The sequence below is a fragment of the Diaminobutyricibacter sp. McL0608 genome (genome assembly GCF_039613825.1).
Lineage (GTDB): Bacteria > Actinomycetota > Actinomycetes > Actinomycetales > Microbacteriaceae > Diaminobutyricibacter.
In genome coordinates this window covers 2,263,230-2,284,332 of sequence record NZ_CP154826.1, presented here as the reverse complement: position 1 = coordinate 2,284,332, position 21,103 = coordinate 2,263,230, and the positions used below count along the sequence as shown (strand labels likewise).

The following is a 21,103-nucleotide window of genomic DNA, read 5'->3' as shown; positions in this document are numbered from 1 at the left end:
TGAACTTGAGCGTACACGACTCAACTTTCAAGAAACAGGAGATCTCGTGCCCGACAACTTCACTCCCGAAGGCGACGGCGGCAACTCGTTCGACGAGTTCCTCGCGCGCTACCTCGCGGGTGAGCGCGCCCGTTCCGCGCGCTCGATCGACATCAGCCGCTTCCTCAGCCGCCGCACCCAGGAGATCCTGGCGGAGGCAGGCCGCTTCGCCCTCGAGCACGGCCACCAGGAGCTGGACTCCCTGCACATCCTCCGCGTGATGGTGGAGCAGGAGCCGGCCGCCGACGCGATGCGCCGGATCGGCGTCGACCCCGCGGCCGTCGCCGCTGCGGCCGAGCAGCGCCTCCCGCAGAGCGGGAGCATCGTCGATGCGGACTCCGCATCGATCACGCCCTCGGCCCAGCGCGCACTGTTCCACGCCTACCAGGTCGCCCGCGCATCCGGTGCAACCTACATCGACCCCGAGCACCTCTTCTTCGCGCTCGTGCTGGTGCAGGACTCGCCCGCCGGGCAGGTCCTGCAGTCTGCCGGTGTGACCGCAGAAGCGCTCACCTCTGCCATGCGTCAGACGACGAGCGTCGGACCCGACGGCTCGCCCGCACCTGAGGCCGGCACCGTTTCCGACACCCCGATGCTCGACCAGTTCGGCACCGACCTGACGGCGCTCGCTCGCGACGGCCGGCTCGACCCGGTCATCGGCCGCCTCGATGAGATCGAACAGACTGTCGAGATCCTCTCGCGGCGCACCAAGAACAACCCGGTGCTCGTCGGCGAGGCCGGCGTCGGCAAGACCGCGATCGTCGAAGGACTGGCGCAGGCCGTCGTCGACGGCGACGTGCCCGAGCAGCTCCAGGGCAAGCGGGTCGTCGCCCTCGACCTGCCCGCCATGCTCGCAGGCACCCGTTACCGCGGCGACTTCGAGGAACGGCTCACCAAGCTCATGGACGAGGTCAGCGCCCGGCGCGACGAGCTGATCGTCTTCATCGACGAACTGCACACGGTCGTCGGCGCCGGCGGTGCCGGTGACGGAGGCGGAATGGATGCGGGCAACATCCTGAAGCCCCGCCTCGCCCGCGGCGAGCTGCACCTCGTCGGTGCGACCACGCTCAAGGAGTACCGCCGCATTGAGAAGGATCCCGCCCTCGAGCGCCGGTTCCAGCCGGTCACCGTCGGCGAGCCCAGCATCGAAGACGCCGTGCTCATCCTCGCCGGCCTGCGCAAGGTCTACGAAGAGCACCACGGCGTCACCTACACCGACGATGCCATCCGCTCGGCCGTCGAGCTGTCCGCCCGTTACGTGTCCGACCGGTTCCTGCCCGACAAGGCCATCGACCTGATCGACCAGGCAGGCGCGCGACTGCGCCTGTCACTCGGCAAGCGGGTCGACGCGTCCGGTCTCCTCGATCGCCTCGCGAACCTGGAGGCGGAGAAGAACTCCGCCGTCGCGGCCGAGCACTACGAGGATGCGTCGCGGCTGCGCGACGAGATCGAAGGAGTGCAGACCGAGCTCGACGCGGTGAGCACGAAGCCGCAGGTGGACGCTGTCGTCGGCGAGCCTGAGGTCGCTGCGGTGATCTCGCGCGCCACCGGCATCCCGGTCAGCCGCATCGGCGAAGCCGACCGTGAGCGCCTCGCGCGCCTCGAGACGGAGCTGCACGAACGGGTGATCGGCCAGGACGACGCCGTCGTCGCGGTCTCGAAGGCCGTCCGGCGCAACCGGACCGGGATGGGCGACCAGCACCGTCCGGTGGGCAGCTTCCTGTTCCTCGGACCGACCGGCGTCGGCAAGACGGAGCTGGCGAAAGCGCTCGCTGCGTCACTGTTCGGCGACGAGAAGGCGATGGTGCGATTCGACATGAGCGAATTCGGCGAGCGGCACACGGTCGCGCGTCTGGTCGGCGCCCCTCCCGGGTATGTCGGCTACGACGAGGCGGGCCAGCTCACCGAGCGGGTCCGGCGCAACCCGTACTCGGTCGTGCTCTTCGACGAGATCGAGAAGGCGCACCCGGACGTGTTCAACCTGCTGCTGCAGGTGCTCGACGACGGACGCCTCACCGACGGCCAGGGCCGCACGGTCGACTTCCGCAACACGGTCGTGATCATGACCTCGAACCTCGGTTCGGAGTTCCTCGCGTCGAGAAGCGGTGCGCTCGGATTCGTGCCAGTCGGCGCATCCGGTGACGCCAGCGGCTACGCTTCGGAGAAGGATCTGCGCGACCGCGTGATGGGCAAGCTCCGTGAGGCGATGCGGCCCGAGTTCCTGAACCGGATCGACGAGATCGTGCTGTTCCGCAAGCTGGACACCGCGCAGCTGCGCGACATCGTTCGGCTGCTGCTCGCGGCGACGGGGGCACGGCTCCAGCAGCGGGATGTCGTTCTCGACGTCACCGAGGCCGCAGTCACCTGGATCGCCGAGAACGGCTATGAGCCCGAGTACGGCGCCCGCCCGCTGCGGAGGCTCATCCAACGTGAGCTCGACGACCGGATCGCCGACCTGCTCGTCAGCGGCGAGCTGGTCGACGGCGGGACGGTCCACGTCGATGCCCACGACGGCGCCCTCACGGTCGCCGCGGCGCAACCCGCCGGCCTCCGTCTAGCCGCCTAAGCGCATCCCCACTCGCGCTGACGCGCACCCGCGCTGACGCGCATCCCATCGAAAACAGGGTTCTTCCCGAATAGACAACGTCTTATCGGGAGGAACCCTGTTCTCGTCGTGCGTGCTAGGCGGTTGGCGCGGCGGGTGCTGCGGGTGCTGCGGGTGCTCCCGATTTGGCCAGGGCGTTCGCCTTCAGGTTGTCGAACTCGGCCTGGGTGAGCGCGCCGGAGTCGAGCAGGGCCTTCGCCTTGGCGATGTCATCAGCGGGCGAGGAACTGCCCGCGACAGTGCGGATGTACGAATTGGTGTCGGCCTGCGCAGCCTGCATGGCCGCCTGCTGCCGCTGGGCCATGCCGCGCCCACGCGCGATCAGGTAGACCAGGGCCGTGAGGAACGGCAGGAAGATCAGGAAGATGACCCAGACAGCCTTCCACCAGCCGTTGAGCTTGTGGTCGCGCATGAGGTCCCCGATGATCGAGAACAGGATCATCAGGTAGGCGATGAAGACGAAAGTCCAGAAGAAGAACGATACGAAGTCCCAGAAGTTCACGGCGTAGACCTTTCATGCGATGCGGACCCGACGGGAACGCCAGTCGATTGAACGTAACGGGGTGACGGCCGACCGGGCATCACCCGCATCGGGTGATGTCGCAGAAACGAGCCGGACTCAGGTGACCGGGATGTTGTGTCGCCGGAGCACCGCATCCCGCTCGCTCTTCAGCGAACGCAGGGTGGCGGCGTCGAGTCCGGGCTCGATGAGGTCGACGAAGGGACTCGGCTGGCCGGTGCGCGTGTGCACGGCCTCGGTGTACGCGTTCGCCGCCGCCTGGACGCGGGCGCTGGCCTTCTGCGCCTGTTTGATGGGAACGCGCGAAGCGCTCATGACCTCGGCGTGCTTCTTCAGCGCCTTGAGGAGGTCTTTCAGCGTGGAGTCGATCTTCTTGGACACGTGCCCATTGTGTCGCATCCCGACCCCCTCGACCTAGCGCACCCTTCGTCGCCACGTTCGCCGAGCACAGGAAAAGGCACGTCGAGGCTCGTTCACAAGGCGCTTTCTCCTGTGCTCGCGGGCCGGAAACGCGTGCGTCAGATGCGGCTGGTCGCGGAGTCGCCCGAAAAGCGCTGCGCCAGCCAGACGGGGATGACCGCGACGACGACCAGGACCGCCGCGACGACGTTCACGACCGGCGCCTGGTTCGGGCGGAACAGGTTGCTGAAGATCCACAGCGGGAGGGTCTGGATGGCCGGCCCGGCCGTGAAGGTCGTCACGACGATCTCGTCGAAGCTCAGCGCGAACGCCAGCACGGCGCCCGCGATCAACGCGCCGCGCACTCCGGGGAAGGTCACCCGCCAGAAGGTCTGCCAGCCGGAGGCGCCGAGGTCCGCCGACGCGTCCTCGAGCGAGGTCCCCACGCGTCGCAGCCGCGCCTGCACGTTGTTGTACACGATGACGATGCAGAACGTCGCGTGACCGATGATGACGGTCGCGAGCCCGAGTGCCACGCCGAACGGTCCGAGGACCTGCACGAACGTCGCATTGAGCGCGATGCCCGTGACGATGCCGGGCAGCGTGATCGGCAGCACGACGAGGAAGCTGATCGTGCTCTTGCCGAAGAAGGCGAATCGCTGCACCGCGAAGGCCGCCATCGTTCCGAGCAGGAGGGCGATCAGCATCGCGCAGAGTCCTGCGATCACCGACGTGCCCAGTGCGCTCAGGGCACCGCTGCTCTCCGCCGCCCGCTGCCACCACTCGAGCGTGAACGACGTCGGCGGGAAGCCGAACGTCCGCGAACTGTTGAACGAGTTCAGCACGATCAGCGCGAGCGGGATGTACAGGAGCGCGAGTCCGATCACCATGCAGATGGTGAGGATGACGCGCAGCGAGAGAGGCAGCTTCATCAGACGTTCTCCAGGGCGCCGGTGCGGCGCATCGCGAAGAGGTAGAGCACGATCGCGACCAGCGGGATCAGCGAGAGGGCGGCCGCGAACGGCTGGTTGTTGGCGGTGACCAGCTGGCCGTAGATCAGGTTGGCCAGCAGCTGGGTCTTGCCGCCGACGATCCCGACCGCGATGTAGTCGCCGAGGGTCAGCGAGAACGTGAAGATCGAACCAGCCGCGATCGCCGGGAAGACCAGCGGCAGCGCCACCGAACGGATCGTCCGCCACGTGCTCGCACCCAGGTCGAAGCTCGCCTCGACCAGCGAATCGGACACTCGGTCGAATCCTGCGTAGACCGGGATGATCATGTAGGGCAGCCAGAGGTAGGCGAGCGTGATGATCGTCGCGGTCAGTCCGTAGCCGGGAGTGTGCCCTCCCGTCACGGCCGCGAGCGGACCGTTCGGCGCGAGGATGATGCGCCACGCGTACGCCTTCACCAGGTAGCTCGCCCACAGCGGGGTCGTCACTGCGACGACGAGGGCGATGCGACCCCGCGGAGAGGCGACTTTGCTCATGAAGAGCGCCATCGGCACGGCGATCACCACGTCGATGACCGTCACCGTGACGGCCACCAGGATGGTGCGAAGCGCGACCTCACCGAACAGCGGATCCGTGAAGAGCCGCGTGATGTTGTCGAGCGTGAAGGTGTGGACGACGGCGCCGGTGAAGTCGTCGACCGTCCAGAACGCCGACACGAGCATGACGGCGATCGAACCCAGGTACATCACCACGAGCCAGAGCAGCGGGACGCTGAGAAGCAGCGCCAGCCGTGCCCTGGGCCTCGTGGAGAGGTAGCTGGGCCGCCGTGCGGCTAGCCCCGGATCTGCTGCCACGCGTTCACCCAATCGGTGTACGAGGTGCAGTCGGTGCCTTTGCCGTCGACGCAGTCCTTCGTCGGGGTCGTCCAGTATGCGATCTTCTTCGCGTAGTCCGCGTCGGTGGCGTGGTACGTGGCGCAGAAGTTCGGGTCGGTGGTCTCCTTGCAGGCGAGCGTCTGTGCGGGCGCTTCACCGAACCATTCGGCGACCTGGGCGTTGACCTTCGGCGAGGTGATCCAGTTCATCCACTCGTACATGCAGTTCGGGTGCTTCGCCTTCGTGGAGACCATCCAGGTGTCCGACCAGCCGGTCGCGCCTTCCTTGGGAATGACCGTCTCGACCTTGACCTTCGCGTCGGAGTTGATCAGGTTCGCGATGACCTGCCAGGTGGTGCCGACGACGGACGTCCCGGATTCGAAGGCCTGGACCTCCTTGGTGTAGTCGGACCAGTATTCGCCGATGTTCTGGTTCTGGTTCTTGAGCACTGCGACGGCGGCGGCGAGCTGCTTGGTCGTGAGCGAGTACGGGTCGGTGATCCCCAGGGACGGCTTCGTGGCCTTCAGATAGAGGGCCGCATCCGCGATGTAGATGGGGGAGTCGTAGGCCGTGACCTTGCCCTTGTACTTGCTCGAGTCGCCGAAGACGGCCGACCAGGAGGTGGGGGGCGGCGTCACGGTCGACGGCGTGAACATGAGCAGGTTGGCACCCCAGCCGTGCGGGATGCCGTACATCTGACCGTTGACCGAGTTCCAGTTGCCGTCCTTCAGGAAGGGCGAGATCGTGTCGTAGTTGGGCACGAGCTTGGTGTTGACCGGGACGACGTCGCCCGCGTAGATCAGACGCAGCGTTGCGTCACCGGATGCGGACACGCCGTCGTACTGACCGGTGCGCATGAGCTGGACCATGTCATCCGAGGTGGCACCGTAGGTGGTGTGCACCTGGCAGCCGGTCTGGGCTTCGAACGGGTGCACCCAGTCCACGGTCTTGTCGTTGGAGCCGTCTTCGGCGTAGCCGGCCCAGGCGATCAGGTTGAGCTGGCCTTCGCCGGTGCCGACGGAGGCCTGCATCTTCTCTTTCGGCGGCTGCGCGCGGGTGCCCGTCGTCGTCGACGTGCCGGCGCTGCAGCCGGACAGGAGCACCGTCGCGGCGAGCAGTACTGCCGCTCCGGCGCTCGCGGTGCGAAACATCGTTTTCATGATGTGCCTCTCTTATCTGCTGTGGGGTGTTGGGATGTGCGGTGGGGGTTCGGGCGGTGCTGCGGTGCTCGGGCGGTCGGTCAGTCAGAGATCCGGCGGAGGGCCGCTTCCGGCCAGGAGACGGTGACCTCGCTTCCGCGCTGGATGCGAGGGTCGAGGCCGCCGCTCGCATTCAGCACGGTTGCGCTCAGGGCGAGACCTGCCGGCCCGTCGGTGACGATGCGGGTGACCGAGCCGGCGTAGACGACGTCGCGCACGACGCCGTCGGCCCGGATCGCACCCGTCGGCACGGGCTCGCCGCGGTAGCTGATCGCGACCGTCTCCGGGCGCACGGCGAACGAGCCGGTCAGTCCGAAGACCGACTGCGCAGCAGCCGAGTTGATGAAATTGGAGGAGCCGACGAACCCTGCGACGAACGCGGTGGTGGGATGCTCGTACACGTCGCGCGCATCGCCCAGCTGTTCGATGCGCCCGTTGTTGAACACGGCGAGCCGGTCGCAGAGGGTGAGTGCTTCATCCTGGTCGTGGGTGACGAACACGAAGGTGATCCCGATGTCGCGCTGGATCGCTTTGAGTTCGAGCTGCATCTGTTCGCGCAGCTTGAGGTCGAGGGCGCCCAACGGCTCGTCGAGCAGCAGGACCTTCGGGCGTTTCACGAGTGCGCGCGCCAGTGCGACGCGCTGCCTCTGGCCGCCGGAGAGCTGGTTGGGCTTGCGGTCCCCGAACCCACTGAGGCGCACCATCTCGAGTGCTTCACCGACGCGCCGGGTGCGTTCTGCTTTCGCGACCTTGTCGACGAGGAGGCCGTACTCGATGTTCTTGGCGACGGTCATGTGGGGGAAGAGCGCGTAGTCCTGGAAGACCGTGTTCACGTCGCGACGGTAGGACGGGAGTGCTGTCGCGTCGGTGCCGCCGAGGAACACCGAGCCCGAGGTCGGTGTCTCGAAACCGGCGATCATCCGCAGCACGGTCGTCTTGCCGGAGCCGGAGGGCCCGAGCATGGCGAAGAATTCGCCGTCATAGACGTCGAGGTCGACATCGTCGACGGCGGTGACGGCACCGAAGGTCTTGCGGAGGGTGCGCAGGGAGATCTGTGCCGTGCGGGAGTCCTGGGCTCCACCCGCGGTGTCCGTCGGGCTGGTTCGGGTCAGCTCGCCGGTCGTAGCACCTGCTGATTCCGAAGGTAATCCGGGCTCTGCAGTGCGGAATTCGGTCATTTCACTCTTTTGGGGGGACGATTTCGGTGGTCGGAATGAAAGTAGTAGAAGCACGCGCCCCGGGTGCCGTCAAGGTACGGCGCGCCGACAAGGCGGTCTGCCCGGAACTCACGCGGTCGCCGCCTCTCGGCTGAGTTCCCGGCGCACCAGCAGCCGGATCACCCAGATGCCCACCGCCACGCCCAGCACCGCGACGACGACGATGACGACGGGCGGCAACTTCAGGTCGATCGCCGCCACGATGCAGAAGCCGTCGAACAGTGAGATCATGACGAAGCCGACGTGACCCAGGAAGGCCTTGCGCCATCCTGGACGCTGCCTCACCAGGGAGCGCCGCGCCTGTTCCACCCGGATGATCAGGTAGACAGCCAGCAGCGACAGGATGCCGAATGCGATGCGCTTCGTGACGGTGAGGGTCGACCAATCGAGCGCCACCACGGCGATCAGGCACACCATCGCGGCGTCCATGAGTGCGTCATAGGCCACGAACCGCGGGGAGCGGGATGTCTCGGGCAGCCTGGCCATCAGCAGGGCGCCGAGCACGAACCCGGCGACCGCGAATGTGGCGTGCAGGAATATGAGGCTTGTATGCAGCAAGGCGCCCTCCCTGCGGTAACGCTAGACCCGTGAGGCCGGGCGGCGAAAGAGTCCCGGTATGTCGACGTGATCCGTAGGATCGGTCTGGCAGCCGATCGAGGGATGAGGGGGAACCGTGCAGGAGAATCCATTGACGATCGTGACCGGGTCGAGTCGTGGGATCGGCGCAGCCATCGCGAGGCGCCTGGCGCGCGAAGAGCATGACGTGGTCGTCTGCTTCCACGCGAATGGCGAGGCGGCGGATGCGGTGGTCGAGGATGTCCTGCGAGCGGGCAGACGTGCGCTCGCCGTCCGCGTGGACACCACCGACGAAGACTCCGTGATCGAGTTGTTCGCCCGCGCAGCGGACTTCGGTACAGTGACCGGTCTGGTCAACAACGCCGGTGCCGCCGAGTGGGTCGGGCAACTCGCCGATGCCGACATCGCCAAGGTGCGGCGCGACATCGAACTCAACCTGACCGGCACGCTCATCTGCTCGAAGCACGCGATCCGGTCGATGGCGGCGACCGGTGGAGGCGCGATCGTGAACATCTCGTCGGCAGCGGCGACGCTCGGCAGCCCGGGCATGTACGTGCAGTACGCCGCGGCCAAGGCGGGCGTCGACGCGCTGACCGTGGGTCTGGCGAAGGAGGTCGCGCCGCTCGGCATCCGGGTGAACGGCGTCGCTCCCGGGACGATCTGGACCGACTTCCACCAGGACCCCGATCGGCCGGCGAAGGTGGCCCTGACCGCCCCGATGCAGCGGGCCGGCCGGCCCGATGAGATCGCCGGCGCCGTCGCATGGCTGCTCTCCGATGACTCGGAGTTCGCCACCGGAACAGTCATCCGGGTCGCCGGCGGCCTTTAGCGGCCGCTGTGGCCCGCGACCTGAGGCAAACCCGGCTCTCGGCGCCTCGGGGACCGTGATTCGCCTCAAGTCGATCTGCTTGGGCGGGTGCCAGAGCGCGGGTGCCGGGGCCGGGTGCAAGATGGAGCAGTGGACGCCGCGGACGCACTGAACGAGATCGCCTTCTGGCTCGAGCGCGAGCTCGCCCCGACCTTCAAGGTGCAGGCGTTCCGCAAGGCGGCGGCGATCATCTCTGAGCTGGGCCCGGATGAGGTGAGCGTTCGAGCTCGCGATGGCCGCCTGAAGTCGATGAAGGGTATCGGTGACAGCACGTTCACCGTCATCAGCCAGGCGGTGGATGGCGCGGTTCCGGATCGCCTCGCGACGCTGCGCGAGCGGAACACGCAGCCCCTCGCATCCGGTGGCGCGGAGTTGCGAGCGCAGCTGCGCGGCGACCTGCACAGCCACAGCAACTGGTCGGACGGCACGACGCCGATCGAGCTGATGGTGGAGGGGGCGCGCTTCCTCGGGCGCGACTACCTGGCGCTCACCGATCATTCGCCGACCCTGACCGTCGCCAACGGTCTGACCGCCGAGCGGCTGACCGAGCAGCTCGACGTCGTAGCCGGCATCGGCCCCGACGACGGCGTACGCCTGCTGACCGGCATCGAGGTCGACATCCTCGAGAGCGGCGAACTCGACCAGGAGGCGGACGTGCTGGGCCGCCTGGATGTCGTCGTCGCAAGTGTGCACTCGAAACTGCGGTCCGACTCGATCGTCATGACGCAGCGGATGCTCGGCGGCATCCGCGACCCCCACACCAACGTGCTCGGGCACTGCACCGGGCGGCTGGTCTCGGGGTCTCGCGCACCGCGCCCGCCGTCGGAGTTCGACGCGGTGCGGGTCTTCGCCGCGTGCGCCGAACACGACGTCGCAGTGGAGATCAATTCGCGGCCCGAACGGCAGGACCCGCCCGACGACCTCATCCAGCTGGCGCTCGAGGCCGGATGCCTGTTCAGCATCGACAGCGACGCCCACGCGCCCGGGCAGCTCGACTTCCTCTCCTACGGCGCCGAGCGTGCCGCGGCCAACGGAGTACCGGCCGAACGGATCGTCACGACGTGGAGCGTCGACCGCCTTCTCGAGTGGACACACGCCAAGCGGTAGGTCAGGTCGCGGCGTCCTGTCGCAGGTCCTCTGTGGTCATCGGGATGGTCGCCAGGTACGGGTAGGCGGGCATCAGCGAGTAGTCCGTGTCGTCTTCGAGTTCGTAGACGTCGTAGGCGAGCGCGCCGCAGAAGGTGGTCGTGACGCGGATCTGGCCGGGCGGGCATCCGCCGATCAGCGGCACGACCACGACGCTGTCGAGGGTCTGGCCGTCCTCGTAGAGGAGAGCCGCTTTGATGGTTCGCGATGAAGCGTCCATGCCGCGCAGCATAATCCCGCGACAGCTCTTCGCCGCGCTCACGCGCCGAGCGCAGGAAAAAGCACCTGTGGTCGTCGCCTTACTGCACGGTGAGGCCCTGCACGACGACCGGAGAGTGCACGAGGAAGTTCAGCTCGTCGGACTGCGTGACCCCGGACGGCGTGATCGTGTCCATCACCTTCGGCACCGCGTTGGGGTCACCGGCGCACAGCGGGCTCGATGCACCCGAGCCGCACACTCCGAAGCTGTACTGTCCGGGCGTACTCGTGAAACCGCGGGTCTGGTCGACTCCGTGCGTTCCGTCCTGCCCGGTCAGTGTCACAGCGAACGTCCAGCCGGTCGCCGGTGTCCCGCCGAGGGCGGCCTTGTCGACGCTGAACGTGATGTACCGCGAGACCTGGTTCGCTCCCACCGTCACGGTGCCGCTCGACGCGCCCGACGCATCCACGATCTTGCTCCCTGTGAAGCCCTGCGCTTCGATCAGCCGGCTCCACGCGGGGGAGACCTGGTAGTTCATCCCCGGGTAGCTCGACGCGGTCGAGGTGCTCGCCGCATTCGGCTGGCCGACATAGACATCGACGAGCTGTGCGCCGTTGGTGGAGCCGAACGTCGGTGTCAGGTCGGCGGTCTGCACGCGGAACGTCACCGTGGTGCCGGTGTCGTAGACCTGGAACTTGGTCAGGTCGAAAGCACCGGGGTGGAAGTCACCCGACGTCGGGTAAGCGTAGGTGCCCGGGCCGTTGTCGTCGCCGGTCGGGTCGTCGCTGGTGAAGATCAGCGTGCCGTTGACCACGTCGTTCACGACCGATCGAACGGTCTGCGCAGTGCCGCCGCCGGGCGCCGTGCTCGTGACCACCAGCACGTTCGTCCCCGCCGCCGCGGTGAGGTCGATGCTGAACGAGCCGTCGTCTGCGGCGATTGCCTTCGCGTGGGTCGTGACCGAGTTGCCGTCGGTGGCGACATCGGCGACATCGACGACAGCGTGCGGGGCCACTGTGCCCGCGACGGTGATCGTCGCTCCGGCTGCAGTGCCGTCGACCGGCGAGGTCACGGTCAGCGCCGTTCCCTTCTGGCTGTGGGTCACGTACCGGTCCCGCACCTGGGCGGGCTGCTCGACGCTGCGGCCTGCGGCCAGGTCGGCCGTCAGCCGCACCTGGGAGGCGGAGCCCCAGGAGAGCGGCGAGGCCGATCCGTCGGCTTCTCCGTTCGCGAACCCGATGGATGCGGTGGCCGGGTCGGATCCGTACGGCGCCCGCGCGAGGTTCGGCTGGTCCCACACCTGCTCGGGCACGAGGCCCGCGCCCGAGTTCATCGCGTTGATGGCCACGAGAACGGACGCCGCGTTGCCGGACTGCCCCTGCGCCAGGTACTGCTGCGCCCGCTCGGCTCCGAGCACAGGCCACGGGTGGCCGGTACCGCTGTTGCCGTTCGTCCAGGGCGCACCGGTGATCGTGCAGTTATTGCCCGAGTTCGCCACGCAGTCGCCGTAGCCGTCACCGTTGTACCGCAGCCAGCCGGGTCCGTTCGCGGTGTGCTTCTGGATGGTGCCGTCGGTGACGGCCAGGGAATTGGCGATGACCGGATCGCCGGCGGGCAGGATGCCGAGACGCACGTATTCGAGGAACCCTGCGTCGACGATCGAGCGCTGGTCGAGCGTGGGTCCGCCATTGCCGACGTTGTACGAGATGGCGGCGTTCGGGTCGCCCGTCTTGGACAGCCGGATGAAGTACGGCGACGTCGACAGCGCACCCGTCGTCGTCACGCCCCACGTCTTGATCGTGCGCTGGTACTGGTCGGCGGTCGCGCGCCACACTCTCGCGCTCGCCGCATCCCCGTGCACGTCCGCGATGCTCGCCGCGGCGATGAGACCGGCGATCTCGGCTGCGATGGTCGAGGGGGAGTAGCCCGTCTGCTCCTCCCAGCGTTCGACGCCGAAGCTCGGGCCGTGGCTGATCAGGAAGTTCGCCGCGCTCTTCACGTGCGGCCACAGCGTGTTGTCGGAGGCGAGCCCGGACTGGAGCGCCATCAGGATCGGGTAGGCGGTCTCGTCGAGCTGGTCGTTGAACGCATCCGCCGCTTTGGTGCCGTCGACGAGCGAGTTGCGCGGCTGCGACCCGTTCGCCTGCTGGCTCTTCGTCAGCAGGAATCGCACGGTGTCCCGTGCCGTTGCGAGGTCGCCGTCGGTGTAGAGCGCGGTCCACGCCTCGTAGAGGTCACGGGAGAACACTTCGCGGTAGCCGCTCGTGAACAGGTTGTTCGGGTCGTTGGCGACGATGGACTGGCCCCACGGCGCGTCGAGGCCGGCGACGATCGCACCCGGGAAGGCCTTGTCCTCCGACGCTTTGACGACGTTCGCGGACTGGTAGTAGTCGACCAGCGCCGTCGCGCGCTGACGGCCCGTGAGTCCTTTGCCGTTCAGGTCGGGTCGCTTGAGACCGGCGTCGTATTTCGCCCAGCCCAGGAGATAGGCGGCCGTCAGCCGCGCGAGCGAGCTGTCAACAGTCGAACCTGCCGTTGCGACGGCGTCGGCCTGGGTCGTGCCGAAGCCGAGTGCGATCGTCGCCGATCCGTCGTGGCCGCGTTTGATGCCGACCGTCTGCTCGATGTTGCCGCCGGTGGCGGTCGTCGTGGCCGGGCTGAGCGAGTGGATGCTGTCGAGTTGCATGATCGAATCGCTGGCCGTCCCGACGAAACCGCTGCTCACCGTCGAGAACGGCCGGTCAGCGCGCAGGGCGAGATACGACGGGACCGCATACGCCGTTCGATCGGCCTGGCTTGTGGTGTGGGTGTCGAATGAGACGGGGACCGGGCTTCCCGTCGAGGTGTCGACGACAGCGTTGTCCGCACCACCGTTCGCCGAGCCGCCGCCCCCGTTGCCGCCGGCGTTCGCATCCAGTCGCAGGTAGAGCGCATAATTGCGGGCGTTCTTGGTGAGGGGCACGTACTTCGTGTGCACGACGACGCTGTCCCTGGCCGGATCGGTCAGATAGCTGGTGACCAACCGGTAGGCGCCACTCCTCGCCGTCGACGTCACGGTGCAGGTCATGCCGGTCGGGTCGTTGGCGACGGTGTACGTCGTGTCGCGCTCCTGCAGGTCGGTGAAAGTCGAGCCGTCGGTGACGAGGTATTGCATCGTCTCGACGTTCGTCGCGTCGACGGTCGGTGCGTACACGTCGCTCAGGATGCCGTTCGCGACAGTGAACCAGATCCGGGATCCGGTATTGCGAGCGGTGCCGACGCAGTCCTTGCGCGACTGGCCCTGGTGACTCACCGCCCCTGGCGACCCCACGGCCTCGGTCGCGGCGTTCGCGCTGATGGAACTGAGGCCGATCGCGGCGAGCGCGAAGGTGGTGACGGTGACGGGCAGGACGAAACGGCGACGGATCACGGTCCAACTCCTTCGAGGTCAGCTCCCCTGCTCACGCATCACGTGCGACCGTACGCCAGACCGGCGGGCGAGACAACCGTCGGATCCGGTCCAGAGCGGAGGCGTACGATGCGCAGCGTGCTCACACTCTCCTGGCTCCTCATCATCGGCCTCGTCGGCGGGGTGCTCGCCGTCGTCGACGGCGCCGCCCGAACTCGAGGGCGCGGAACCTCCATCCTCGGCATCATCGAGATCGTGGCCGGCGCGCTCTTCGTCCTGTCGCTGTTCTTTCCCGGTATCCCGTTCGGGTCGGTCACGCTCGCGATCGTCACGTTGATCGTCCTGGTGGTTCAGCTGGTGCTGCCCGGCCGTCGCGGCGGCAGCGCGATGACGCTCGTCGCGCTCATCCTGACCGCCGCGTGGATCGTGCTGGCCCTGCGCTGGGTGGCGATCCCCGGCGTCAACTGACGGACACGTCGTCAGAGCGCGGCGGTCGCCTACGGCGTTTCGCGGCTGTGCCCGGCGGGAGCTCCTCACGGATCTCCGCCCGGAGTTCGTCGTCGAGCCGAAGTCCTGCGGACGAGTTCGACGACTCCGTCAGCAGTATCAGCCATTCCTTGTTGATCTGCGGCATCTCCGTCCCGGAGTACCGGAAGAGCAGACTCAGCGACGGGTCGACCCACACGGTGGTGAGCTTCTCGTCGCCTGTGGTGCGGTCGATCCAGGTCATGAGGAAGCCTTCGCGGCGACGGAGCTTCAGACCGATCACGATCTGCAGGTGGGCGAGCACGCGGTCGTCGAAGGTGAATTCGGCAGTGCCGTTGTAGACGAGGGTCCCCATTGTCCGCTCCGCTTCGACCGTCCCGGGGGGTGTAACTCCCCGTTGATCCGAATGCTATTCGAAGCGATGCCCCCTGCGCGCCCCCAAAATGAACCCCGCGCGAAAACAGGGTTGTTCCCGAAAAGATCGCTTCTTAACGGGAACAACCCTGTGCTCGGCGAGCGTGGTTGCGCAGCGTCAGCCCTGGCGGGCCTTGTTGCGCGGGTTGAGCTTGTTGATGACGTACGTGCGGTTGCGACGGCGGACGATCTGCGATCCTGGCTGAGCCTTCATCGAGCGGAGTGAGTTGCGTACCTTCATGAGTGGATTCCTTTCCCTCTGATGAGAACGATTCTCAGCAGGGATTTGTTCCACAGCTACAGGACGACTGAGCTCAGTTCCCCGCGCGCTCCGGTGCGAGTCGCATCAGCCGGGTCGTGCTCGACTCGTCGAGCTCCGCGATCTCGGGGCGCGACTTCACGAAGTCCGAGAACGACCGGAAGCCCAACGTCTTCTCGCTGAACGACGGATCCATGCGCTTCATCTGGGACTTCACCGATGAGCTGTGAAGCCAGTCCGCGTCGTCCTTCTCATGGCCGAGGCGGAGGGCCCGTTCGAGCAGCCGGCTTGCGACCGCCTGCGGGTCCTCCGTGGGTTCATCCGGTTCAGGTTCAGCCTCGACGACCTCGGGTTCCGCCGTCTCCGCAGGCCCGGCCGACCGCGACTTGCGGCGCGAGCGCGCCGGAGCTGCGACAGCCGTCTCCGTTGGGGTCTCGGCGGCATTCTCCGCGGCAGCGGGAATCTCGGCCGTCTCGGCCGTCTCGGCCACAGGCGCGGCTCGCCCGGGCGCCTTCTTCGCCGGCTTCTCCTTCGCATCGACTGCGGCCGGGGCAGCGGCGGGCGCGGCCACCGGAGCCGCCTTCGCGGTCTCCCGCTTAACCGGCTCCACTCCGGGAAGATCGTCGTAGTTGACGAACTCGTCGCACGCTGCCGCCAGTGTCTTGCTGGTCGACCCGGCCATCCCGACACCGACGACATAGCGGCCGAGGCGCTTGCAGCGCTGGGCGAGGGCGATGTAGTCGGAGTCGCCGGCCACGATGACCACGTGCGTGAGATCGGGAAGGCGGAACAGGTCTTCGACCGCATCCACTGCGAGCCGGATGTCCGCACCGTTCTTGGCATAGGCGGCCGCCGGGAACAACTGGACGAGGTCCACGGCCCTCCCGACGAGCTGGCCTCGGTAGTCGGCGTTCATCGGCGCGGACCAGTCCGCGTAGGCGCGGGTCAGCACCAGGGTGCCGAACGACGAGGCGAAGTCGATGACCGCGCCCAGGTCGACACGGGCGCGGGCGAGCCGGTCCGCGACCTCAGTGTCCGAATTGACGCCCGCAGCGATCTTCGCCCGGTCGCGCTGGAACGCATTGCGGCCGTTCACCTGGTCGTAACGCGACAGGATGATGTTGTCGAAGTCGATGTAGACGGCGACGCGGCCGTCACCCGGTTCAGCCATGGGTCCTCTTTCTCGCCGTTCTCGCCTGATGTCGCCGGCGTGCCGGCATGAGACCAGTCTGGCCGAAGTTTCGCCGGGATGGACCGTTGGGCCCGATCAGGCGTACCGTGCGGCGAGAGGCCCTGCGCCGCAGGGGCTTTCACGGCAGGAGGGCCGCAATGACATCTCTCTGGCTTGCGCGCGCGGGTCGCGCCAACACCGACCCGTACCCGGCGGGCGAACACGTCGACACGATCATCGTCGGGGCGGGGATCACCGGGCTCACGACCGCCCTCCTGCTGGCCAGGGCGGGGATGCGCGTCGCCGTGCTCGAGGCGCGGCAGATCGGCGCGGCCGCCACAGGCAACACGTCCGCGAAACTCAGCCTGCTCCAGGGCGACGTGCTGGGCAGCATCCGCCACCACACCAACGATCGCGTGCTCCAGGCGTATGTCGACGGCAACCTGGCCGGCCGCCGCTGGCTGCTCGACTACCTCGAGGAGCGTTCCGTCGCAGTACAGCGCAGGGATGCGTGGACGTTCGCGACCACGAGCGACGGCGCAGCGCTCCTGGACGCCGAACTCGCCGCCTCCCGGGTCGCCGGCCTCGCCGTCGAGCGCGACGACCAGACGGAACTGCCGTTCCCGATCGAAGGCGCTCTGCGGCTTCGCGACCAGGCGCAGTTCGACCCGATGGATGTGCTGCTCGCCCTGGCGGACGACGTGCGCGCCGCCGGAGGACTGGTAGTCGAGGGCGAAAGGGTGGTCGGGGTCGACGCGGGGAAACCCGCGACGGTCAGCACCGCATCCGGACCGATGACCGCGGATGCGGTGATCCTGGCGACCGGGGCGCCCATCCTGGAACGCGGCCTCTACTTCGCCAAGACCGACGTGCGCCGGTCGTACGTGGTCGCGCTGCGCGTGCCGGGCGATGTGGCCGCGATCCCGCGCGGCATGTACCTGTCGATCGAGCGGCCGACGCATTCCCTTCGCACGGCACCGGACCCGGACGGTGAGCTGCTGCTGGTCGGAGGCAACGGGCATCCGACCGGGCGCGTCGAGTCCGAGCGGTCGTACGTCGACGCACTCGCACAGTGGGGGATCGACACCTTCCCCGGTGCGGTCGAGACCTATCGCTGGTCGGCGCAGGACTATCGTTCGGGCAACCTGATCCCGTTCGTCGGCTGGTTCCCACGGGGCCGCGGGCGGGTCTACGTCGCGACCGGCTACAACAAGTGGGGGATGACCAACGGGGTGGCTGCGGCGCTCAGCCTGACCGCCGACCTGACCGGCGGAAAGCTCGACTGGGCGGAGGTGCTCCACCACCGGCGGACGCACCCGGCCGACCTCGCCGCAGGGGTGGGGAGGAACGCGGAAGTCGCGGCGACCATGACGAAAGTGTGGGTCGCAGCGGAGACTACTGCGCCGGACATCGCCGAGGAGATGAGCCCGCCTGCGGAAGGCACCGGGCACGTGGGCCACGCGGGGCGGCATCCGGTCGCCGTGTCCACGATCGACGGCCGCACCTGCGCGCTCTCGGCCGTGTGCACCCACCTGGGCGGCATCGTCCACTGGAACGACGCCGACCTCTCGTGGGACTGCCCTCTGCACGGGTCGCGGTTCGCGCCGGACGGCGAAGTGCTCGAAGGCCCGGCGACCGAGTCGCTGCGGAAGGCGTGAGGGGGAGCTGACGCCCGGCTCGTCGGGTACCTCAGCGGTGACGGGCCTGCGACCGCCCGAGCCAGCTTCCCGAACCTGCGTGCTGAGCGACAGGGGTCGCCCACGTCGATCGCTCCACGGGCGTTTCCAGCACGCGGTGCAGCGGGGGAGCCCCTTGCAACTGGGCGAGGGCCGCCTCGAACTGGCGATGGTAGGTCCGTTTGCCCGGCCGGCAGATCTCCGTCACTTCGAACATCCCGTCGACCTGCTGTACGAAGCCGAGGAGGGAGCGCGGCTCGGCTTCATCGCCGTCCGTGAGGCTCACCCTCCATTCGGAGGAGGAGATCTCGACGACGTCGACCCCGAGGTCGGCATACGTCTGGAGTCTTCGGTGTTTCATGAACCTCACTCAACTCCTGTGACCCCGCCAGCGGCAGGGGTTGACTTCCGTCCGATTCGTGCCGGGTGGTCGGGCTAGGATCGCTTGGGCGAAGAGACGAGGAACACTGACCATGGGCGCGCGACGACCGGTCTATTTCGACTGCGATACGGGAGTGGATGATGCCCTCGCGCTCGCCTATCTGCTCGCCTCACCGGAGGTGGAGCTCGTCGGCATCGGTTCGGTGAGCGGCAACACCGATGCAGCACAGGCGGCGCGGAACACGCTCGACCTGCTCGCGCTCGCAGGCCACCCCGAGGTGCCGGTCGCAGTGGGCGCACACGATCCGCTGGTCGGCTCTTATGCGGGGGGTGCGCCCGACGTGCACGGCGGGAACGGCATCGGTGGCGTCGAGCTGCCGCCGTCGACGCTGCAGCCGGTCGACGAAGACGCGGCGAGCATGCTGGTGCGCCTCGCCCACGAGTACGACGGCGAGCTGACCGTGCTGGCGGTGGGTCCCCTCGCGAACCTCGCGCTGGCGCTCGAGCTCGACCCGACCATCGCGACGAGGGCGCGCGAGGTCGTCGTCATGGGTGGCGCCGTGTATGTTCCCGGCAACATCACGCCGATCGCCGAGGCGAACATCGGGCACGACCCCGAGGCCGCCCGCGCCGTCGTCGAGGCCGCATGGCCGGTGACCCTGGTGCCGCTCGACGTCACGCTGCAGCATCTCCTCGAGGAGCCGGACCGCACGCGATTGCTCGGCTCCGCGCATCCTCTGCCCCAGAACCTGGGGGTCATGCTGGAGACCTACTTCGGGTTCTACGTGTCGTATCTGGGCCGGCGCGGTTGCGGCCTGCACGATCCGCTGGCGGCCGCGCTCCTGGTGGGAGGTGTGGAGTCCGCGCGCTCGGCGATCGTCGCCATCGAGGTGGATGTGACCGACGGACCCGAACGCGGACGCACCCGCGCAGTCGACGCATCCGAGGAATCAGGCTTCGCGCGCACAGTGACGGTCGTGCTCGAGACGGACCAGCCGCTCGCGCCGCACCTCATGGAGCGCATCCTGACGACCTTCGGTTAGCGCCGGGTCCGGCTAGCCGCATTCTCGCAAAAACTGACGAATTGTCGCCGAGTCGGAGGAGACTGGAAGAGGCAGCAACCGCGGGTGAGGAGGATGCCGTGACACAGACAGGCGCACCCGACACCTGGGAGCGTGGCGACGGCTACGAGCGCTACATCGGACGCTGGAGCTCCCTCGTCGCGCGCGTGTTCCTGGAATGGCTGGAGCTGCCCCCCGGTCTGCGCTGGCTCGACGTGGGCAGTGGCACCGGAGCGCTCACCGCCGAGATCCTCGACCGTTGCGCGCCGGCGTCGGTGGTCGGTGTCGAGCCGTCCGAAGCCTTCGTGGCGGATGCGATGCGACGGCTGGGCGGCCGCGTCGAGCTGCATCGGGCGGGCGCCGACGCGATTCCGCTGCCGGATGCATCCGTCGATGTCACCGTCTCCGGGCTGGTGCTGAACTTCGTTCCGGATGCGCGGGCCGCCGTCGCCGAGGCACGCCGTGTGACACGCGTGGGCGGCACCATCGCCGCCTACGTCTGGGACTACGTCGGCCACATGGAGCTGATGCGTTACTTCTGGGGTGCGGCGCTCGAGCTCGACCCCGCCGCGCCGGACGAGGGGGCGCGGTTTCCGATCAGCGACCCGGGACGCCTGGAGGAGCTCTTCGCGGGGGCCGGCCTCACCGGACCGCACGCCCGGTCCATCGATGTTCCGACGACGTTCGCCGACTTCGACGACTACTGGCAGCCGTTCCTCGGCGGGCAGGGTCCGGCTCCCACCTATGTCGCCTCGCTCGACGAGTCGGCGCGTGGGCGGCTGCGCGACCGCATCCGCGAGCGGCTGCCGATCGAGGCGGACGGCTCCATCGCCCTGGTCGCGCGCGCCTGGGCGGTCCGCGCATCCGTCGCCGCCTGACGCTGCCGCCGGCCCGCTGCGGCGCCCCCGATCGGTCGCCGCACTACTTCCGTCCCGAAACTAGTGCGACGAGGCGCAGCCGGTGCACTAGTGCTGGGGCGTGGGCGCCGGCACCCGCGCGGGCCGGCTCAGCAGGGCCGCGACGAAGAAGCACGCCGCCCCGAGGAGCGTGCCAGCGTTCGCCCAGAAGAGGCTCAGCAGGTCGCCGGTCGACGGGATGACGTACGCACCGATCGCAGACAGGCCGAACAGCACCGAGCCCGTCATGTTCAGCCACGTGCACTGCCAGGTGCGCGCCCGTGGATCCCAGAGCCGTTCGCGTTCCGTCGTCGCGACCACCGCGAACGCACTCGAGACGAGGAAGCAGATCGACCCGAACACGTCCGGTCGCCACCCGTCGTTGACCCGCGCGGCGTCGTTGATCGAGTGGAGCAGCGCATCCGTCGTACTGATGTTGAAGAACAGGGTGCCGACGAACTGGACCGCCGCCGACCACCAGTCGAACGAGTCCGGACGGTTCGTCCCGCGACGCGGCGGCCGCCGGCCGCTCAGGCCCAACTGGATGAGCGCAGCCCCAGTGAAGAACAGGGCGCCAATGAAGAACGTCAGGTTGTCGACCGTCGTGCCGACCGCCTCCGCGTAGAACGGAACCGCTCCGACCATGAAGAAGAGCGAGCCGATCGCGAACCCCCAGGCTTCGCGCCGGAGGCGGAATACCGGGTCAGCACTCATCACACACTCCCCGGATCCGTTCGCGGCCGGAGGGTCGGGCCGGCCACTCGGCCACAAGCTAACG

At 68.1% G+C, this 21,103-nt stretch carries 21 protein-coding genes; 7 read left to right on the top strand and 14 right to left on the bottom strand.

All coding sequences use genetic code 11. The features are described 5' to 3' along the window. The first annotated feature begins 46 nt into the window (after window positions 1-46). Window positions 47-2,605, top strand: coding sequence for an ATP-dependent Clp protease ATP-binding subunit (locus AAYO93_RS10830; protein ID WP_345761194.1), 2,559 nt, complete (start codon window positions 47-49; stop codon window positions 2,603-2,605). A 115-nt stretch (window positions 2,606-2,720) separates the two neighbouring features. Here the strand turns inward: AAYO93_RS10830 and AAYO93_RS10825 are convergent, their stop codons facing one another. The 7 genes from AAYO93_RS10825 to AAYO93_RS10795 all read right to left on the bottom strand — a co-directional run bounded on the left by AAYO93_RS10825 (window position 2,721) and on the right by AAYO93_RS10795 (window position 8,362). Next, a complete protein-coding gene (locus tag AAYO93_RS10825; RefSeq protein ID WP_345761193.1) occupies window positions 2,721-3,146 on the bottom strand; it encodes an SHOCT domain-containing protein in 426 nt (141 codons plus the stop codon). Window positions 3,147-3,263: 117 nt separating this feature from the next. Further along, complete coding sequence (locus AAYO93_RS10820; protein WP_345761192.1) at window positions 3,264-3,545, bottom strand: hypothetical protein; 282 nt, start codon at window positions 3,543-3,545, stop codon at window positions 3,264-3,266. Window positions 3,546-3,682: 137 nt separating this feature from the next. Beyond that, on the bottom strand, window positions 3,683-4,495 hold the full coding sequence (locus AAYO93_RS10815; protein ID WP_345761191.1) for an ABC transporter permease: 813 nt from the start codon (window positions 4,493-4,495) through the stop codon (window positions 3,683-3,685). Then, complete coding sequence (locus tag AAYO93_RS10810; protein WP_345761190.1) at window positions 4,495-5,367, bottom strand: ABC transporter permease; 873 nt, start codon at window positions 5,365-5,367, stop codon at window positions 4,495-4,497. The genes AAYO93_RS10815 and AAYO93_RS10810 overlap by 1 nt, the downstream gene beginning before the upstream one ends. Beyond that, a complete protein-coding gene (locus AAYO93_RS10805; protein ID WP_345761189.1) occupies window positions 5,346-6,548 on the bottom strand; it encodes an extracellular solute-binding protein in 1,203 nt (400 codons plus the stop codon). The genes AAYO93_RS10810 and AAYO93_RS10805 overlap by 22 nt, the downstream gene beginning before the upstream one ends. Window positions 6,549-6,628: 80 nt before the next feature. Beyond that, window positions 6,629-7,765, bottom strand: coding sequence for an ABC transporter ATP-binding protein (locus tag AAYO93_RS10800; protein WP_345761188.1), 1,137 nt, complete (start codon window positions 7,763-7,765; stop codon window positions 6,629-6,631). A 108-nt stretch (window positions 7,766-7,873) separates the two neighbouring features. Further along, complete coding sequence (locus AAYO93_RS10795; protein ID WP_345761187.1) at window positions 7,874-8,362, bottom strand: hypothetical protein; 489 nt, start codon at window positions 8,360-8,362, stop codon at window positions 7,874-7,876. 139 nt (window positions 8,363-8,501) lie between these two features. Between AAYO93_RS10795 and AAYO93_RS10790 the strand changes: the two genes are divergently transcribed. Beyond that, window positions 8,502-9,209, top strand: a complete 708-nt coding sequence (locus tag AAYO93_RS10790) for an SDR family NAD(P)-dependent oxidoreductase (RefSeq protein WP_345764865.1) — start codon at window positions 8,502-8,504, stop codon at window positions 9,207-9,209. Window positions 9,210-9,338: 129 nt separating this feature from the next. Next, a complete protein-coding gene (locus AAYO93_RS10785; RefSeq protein WP_345761186.1) occupies window positions 9,339-10,355 on the top strand; it encodes a PHP domain-containing protein in 1,017 nt (338 codons plus the stop codon). A gap of 1 nt (window position 10,356) precedes the next feature. Here the strand turns inward: AAYO93_RS10785 and AAYO93_RS10780 are convergent, their stop codons facing one another. Next, window positions 10,357-10,614, bottom strand: coding sequence for a hypothetical protein (locus tag AAYO93_RS10780; protein ID WP_345761185.1), 258 nt, complete (start codon window positions 10,612-10,614; stop codon window positions 10,357-10,359). 79 nt (window positions 10,615-10,693) lie between these two features. Next, on the bottom strand, window positions 10,694-14,002 hold the full coding sequence (locus AAYO93_RS10775; protein WP_345761184.1) for a glucodextranase DOMON-like domain-containing protein: 3,309 nt from the start codon (window positions 14,000-14,002) through the stop codon (window positions 10,694-10,696). A 117-nt stretch (window positions 14,003-14,119) separates the two neighbouring features. On the opposite strand from AAYO93_RS10775, the gene AAYO93_RS10770 reads away from it, so the two are divergent. Next, window positions 14,120-14,449: a hypothetical protein gene (locus AAYO93_RS10770; RefSeq protein WP_345761183.1), complete on the top strand. Its 330-nt coding sequence runs from the start codon at window positions 14,120-14,122 to the stop codon at window positions 14,447-14,449. Here AAYO93_RS10770 and AAYO93_RS10765 read toward each other — a convergent pair. The 3 genes from AAYO93_RS10765 to AAYO93_RS10755 all read right to left on the bottom strand — a co-directional run bounded on the left by AAYO93_RS10765 (window position 14,442) and on the right by AAYO93_RS10755 (window position 16,311). Continuing rightward, entirely contained in the window at window positions 14,442-14,822 is a 381-nt protein-coding gene (locus tag AAYO93_RS10765) for a hypothetical protein (RefSeq protein ID WP_345761182.1), read from the bottom strand. The genes AAYO93_RS10770 and AAYO93_RS10765 overlap by 8 nt on opposite strands. 177 nt (window positions 14,823-14,999) lie before the next feature. Further along, window positions 15,000-15,122, bottom strand: a complete 123-nt coding sequence (locus tag AAYO93_RS10760) for a ribosomal protein bL36 (RefSeq protein WP_345761181.1) — start codon at window positions 15,120-15,122, stop codon at window positions 15,000-15,002. 73 nt (window positions 15,123-15,195) lie between these two features. Next, complete coding sequence (locus AAYO93_RS10755) at window positions 15,196-16,311, bottom strand: NYN domain-containing protein (protein WP_345761180.1); 1,116 nt, start codon at window positions 16,309-16,311, stop codon at window positions 15,196-15,198. A 158-nt stretch (window positions 16,312-16,469) separates the two neighbouring features. Here AAYO93_RS10755 and AAYO93_RS10750 point away from each other — a divergent pair, with 158 nt between their 5' ends. Beyond that, on the top strand, window positions 16,470-17,969 hold the full coding sequence (locus AAYO93_RS10750) for an FAD-dependent oxidoreductase (protein ID WP_345761179.1): 1,500 nt from the start codon (window positions 16,470-16,472) through the stop codon (window positions 17,967-17,969). Between the two features lie 31 nt (window positions 17,970-18,000). On the opposite strand, the gene AAYO93_RS10745 is transcribed toward AAYO93_RS10750, so the two are convergent. Next, window positions 18,001-18,348 (bottom strand): hypothetical protein, encoded by a 348-nt coding sequence (locus tag AAYO93_RS10745; protein WP_345761178.1) that lies wholly within the window; start codon window positions 18,346-18,348, stop codon window positions 18,001-18,003. A 112-nt stretch (window positions 18,349-18,460) separates the two neighbouring features. Here AAYO93_RS10745 and AAYO93_RS10740 point away from each other — a divergent pair, with 112 nt between their 5' ends. Further along, entirely contained in the window at window positions 18,461-19,411 is a 951-nt protein-coding gene (locus AAYO93_RS10740; RefSeq protein WP_345761177.1) for a nucleoside hydrolase, read from the top strand. 98 nt (window positions 19,412-19,509) lie between these two features. Next, window positions 19,510-20,307 (top strand): class I SAM-dependent methyltransferase, encoded by a 798-nt coding sequence (locus AAYO93_RS10735; protein WP_345761176.1) that lies wholly within the window; start codon window positions 19,510-19,512, stop codon window positions 20,305-20,307. An 87-nt stretch (window positions 20,308-20,394) separates the two neighbouring features. On the opposite strand, the gene AAYO93_RS10730 is transcribed toward AAYO93_RS10735, so the two are convergent. After that, complete coding sequence (locus AAYO93_RS10730; RefSeq protein ID WP_345761175.1) at window positions 20,395-21,039, bottom strand: hypothetical protein; 645 nt, start codon at window positions 21,037-21,039, stop codon at window positions 20,395-20,397. Window positions 21,040-21,103: the final 64 nt, after the last annotated feature.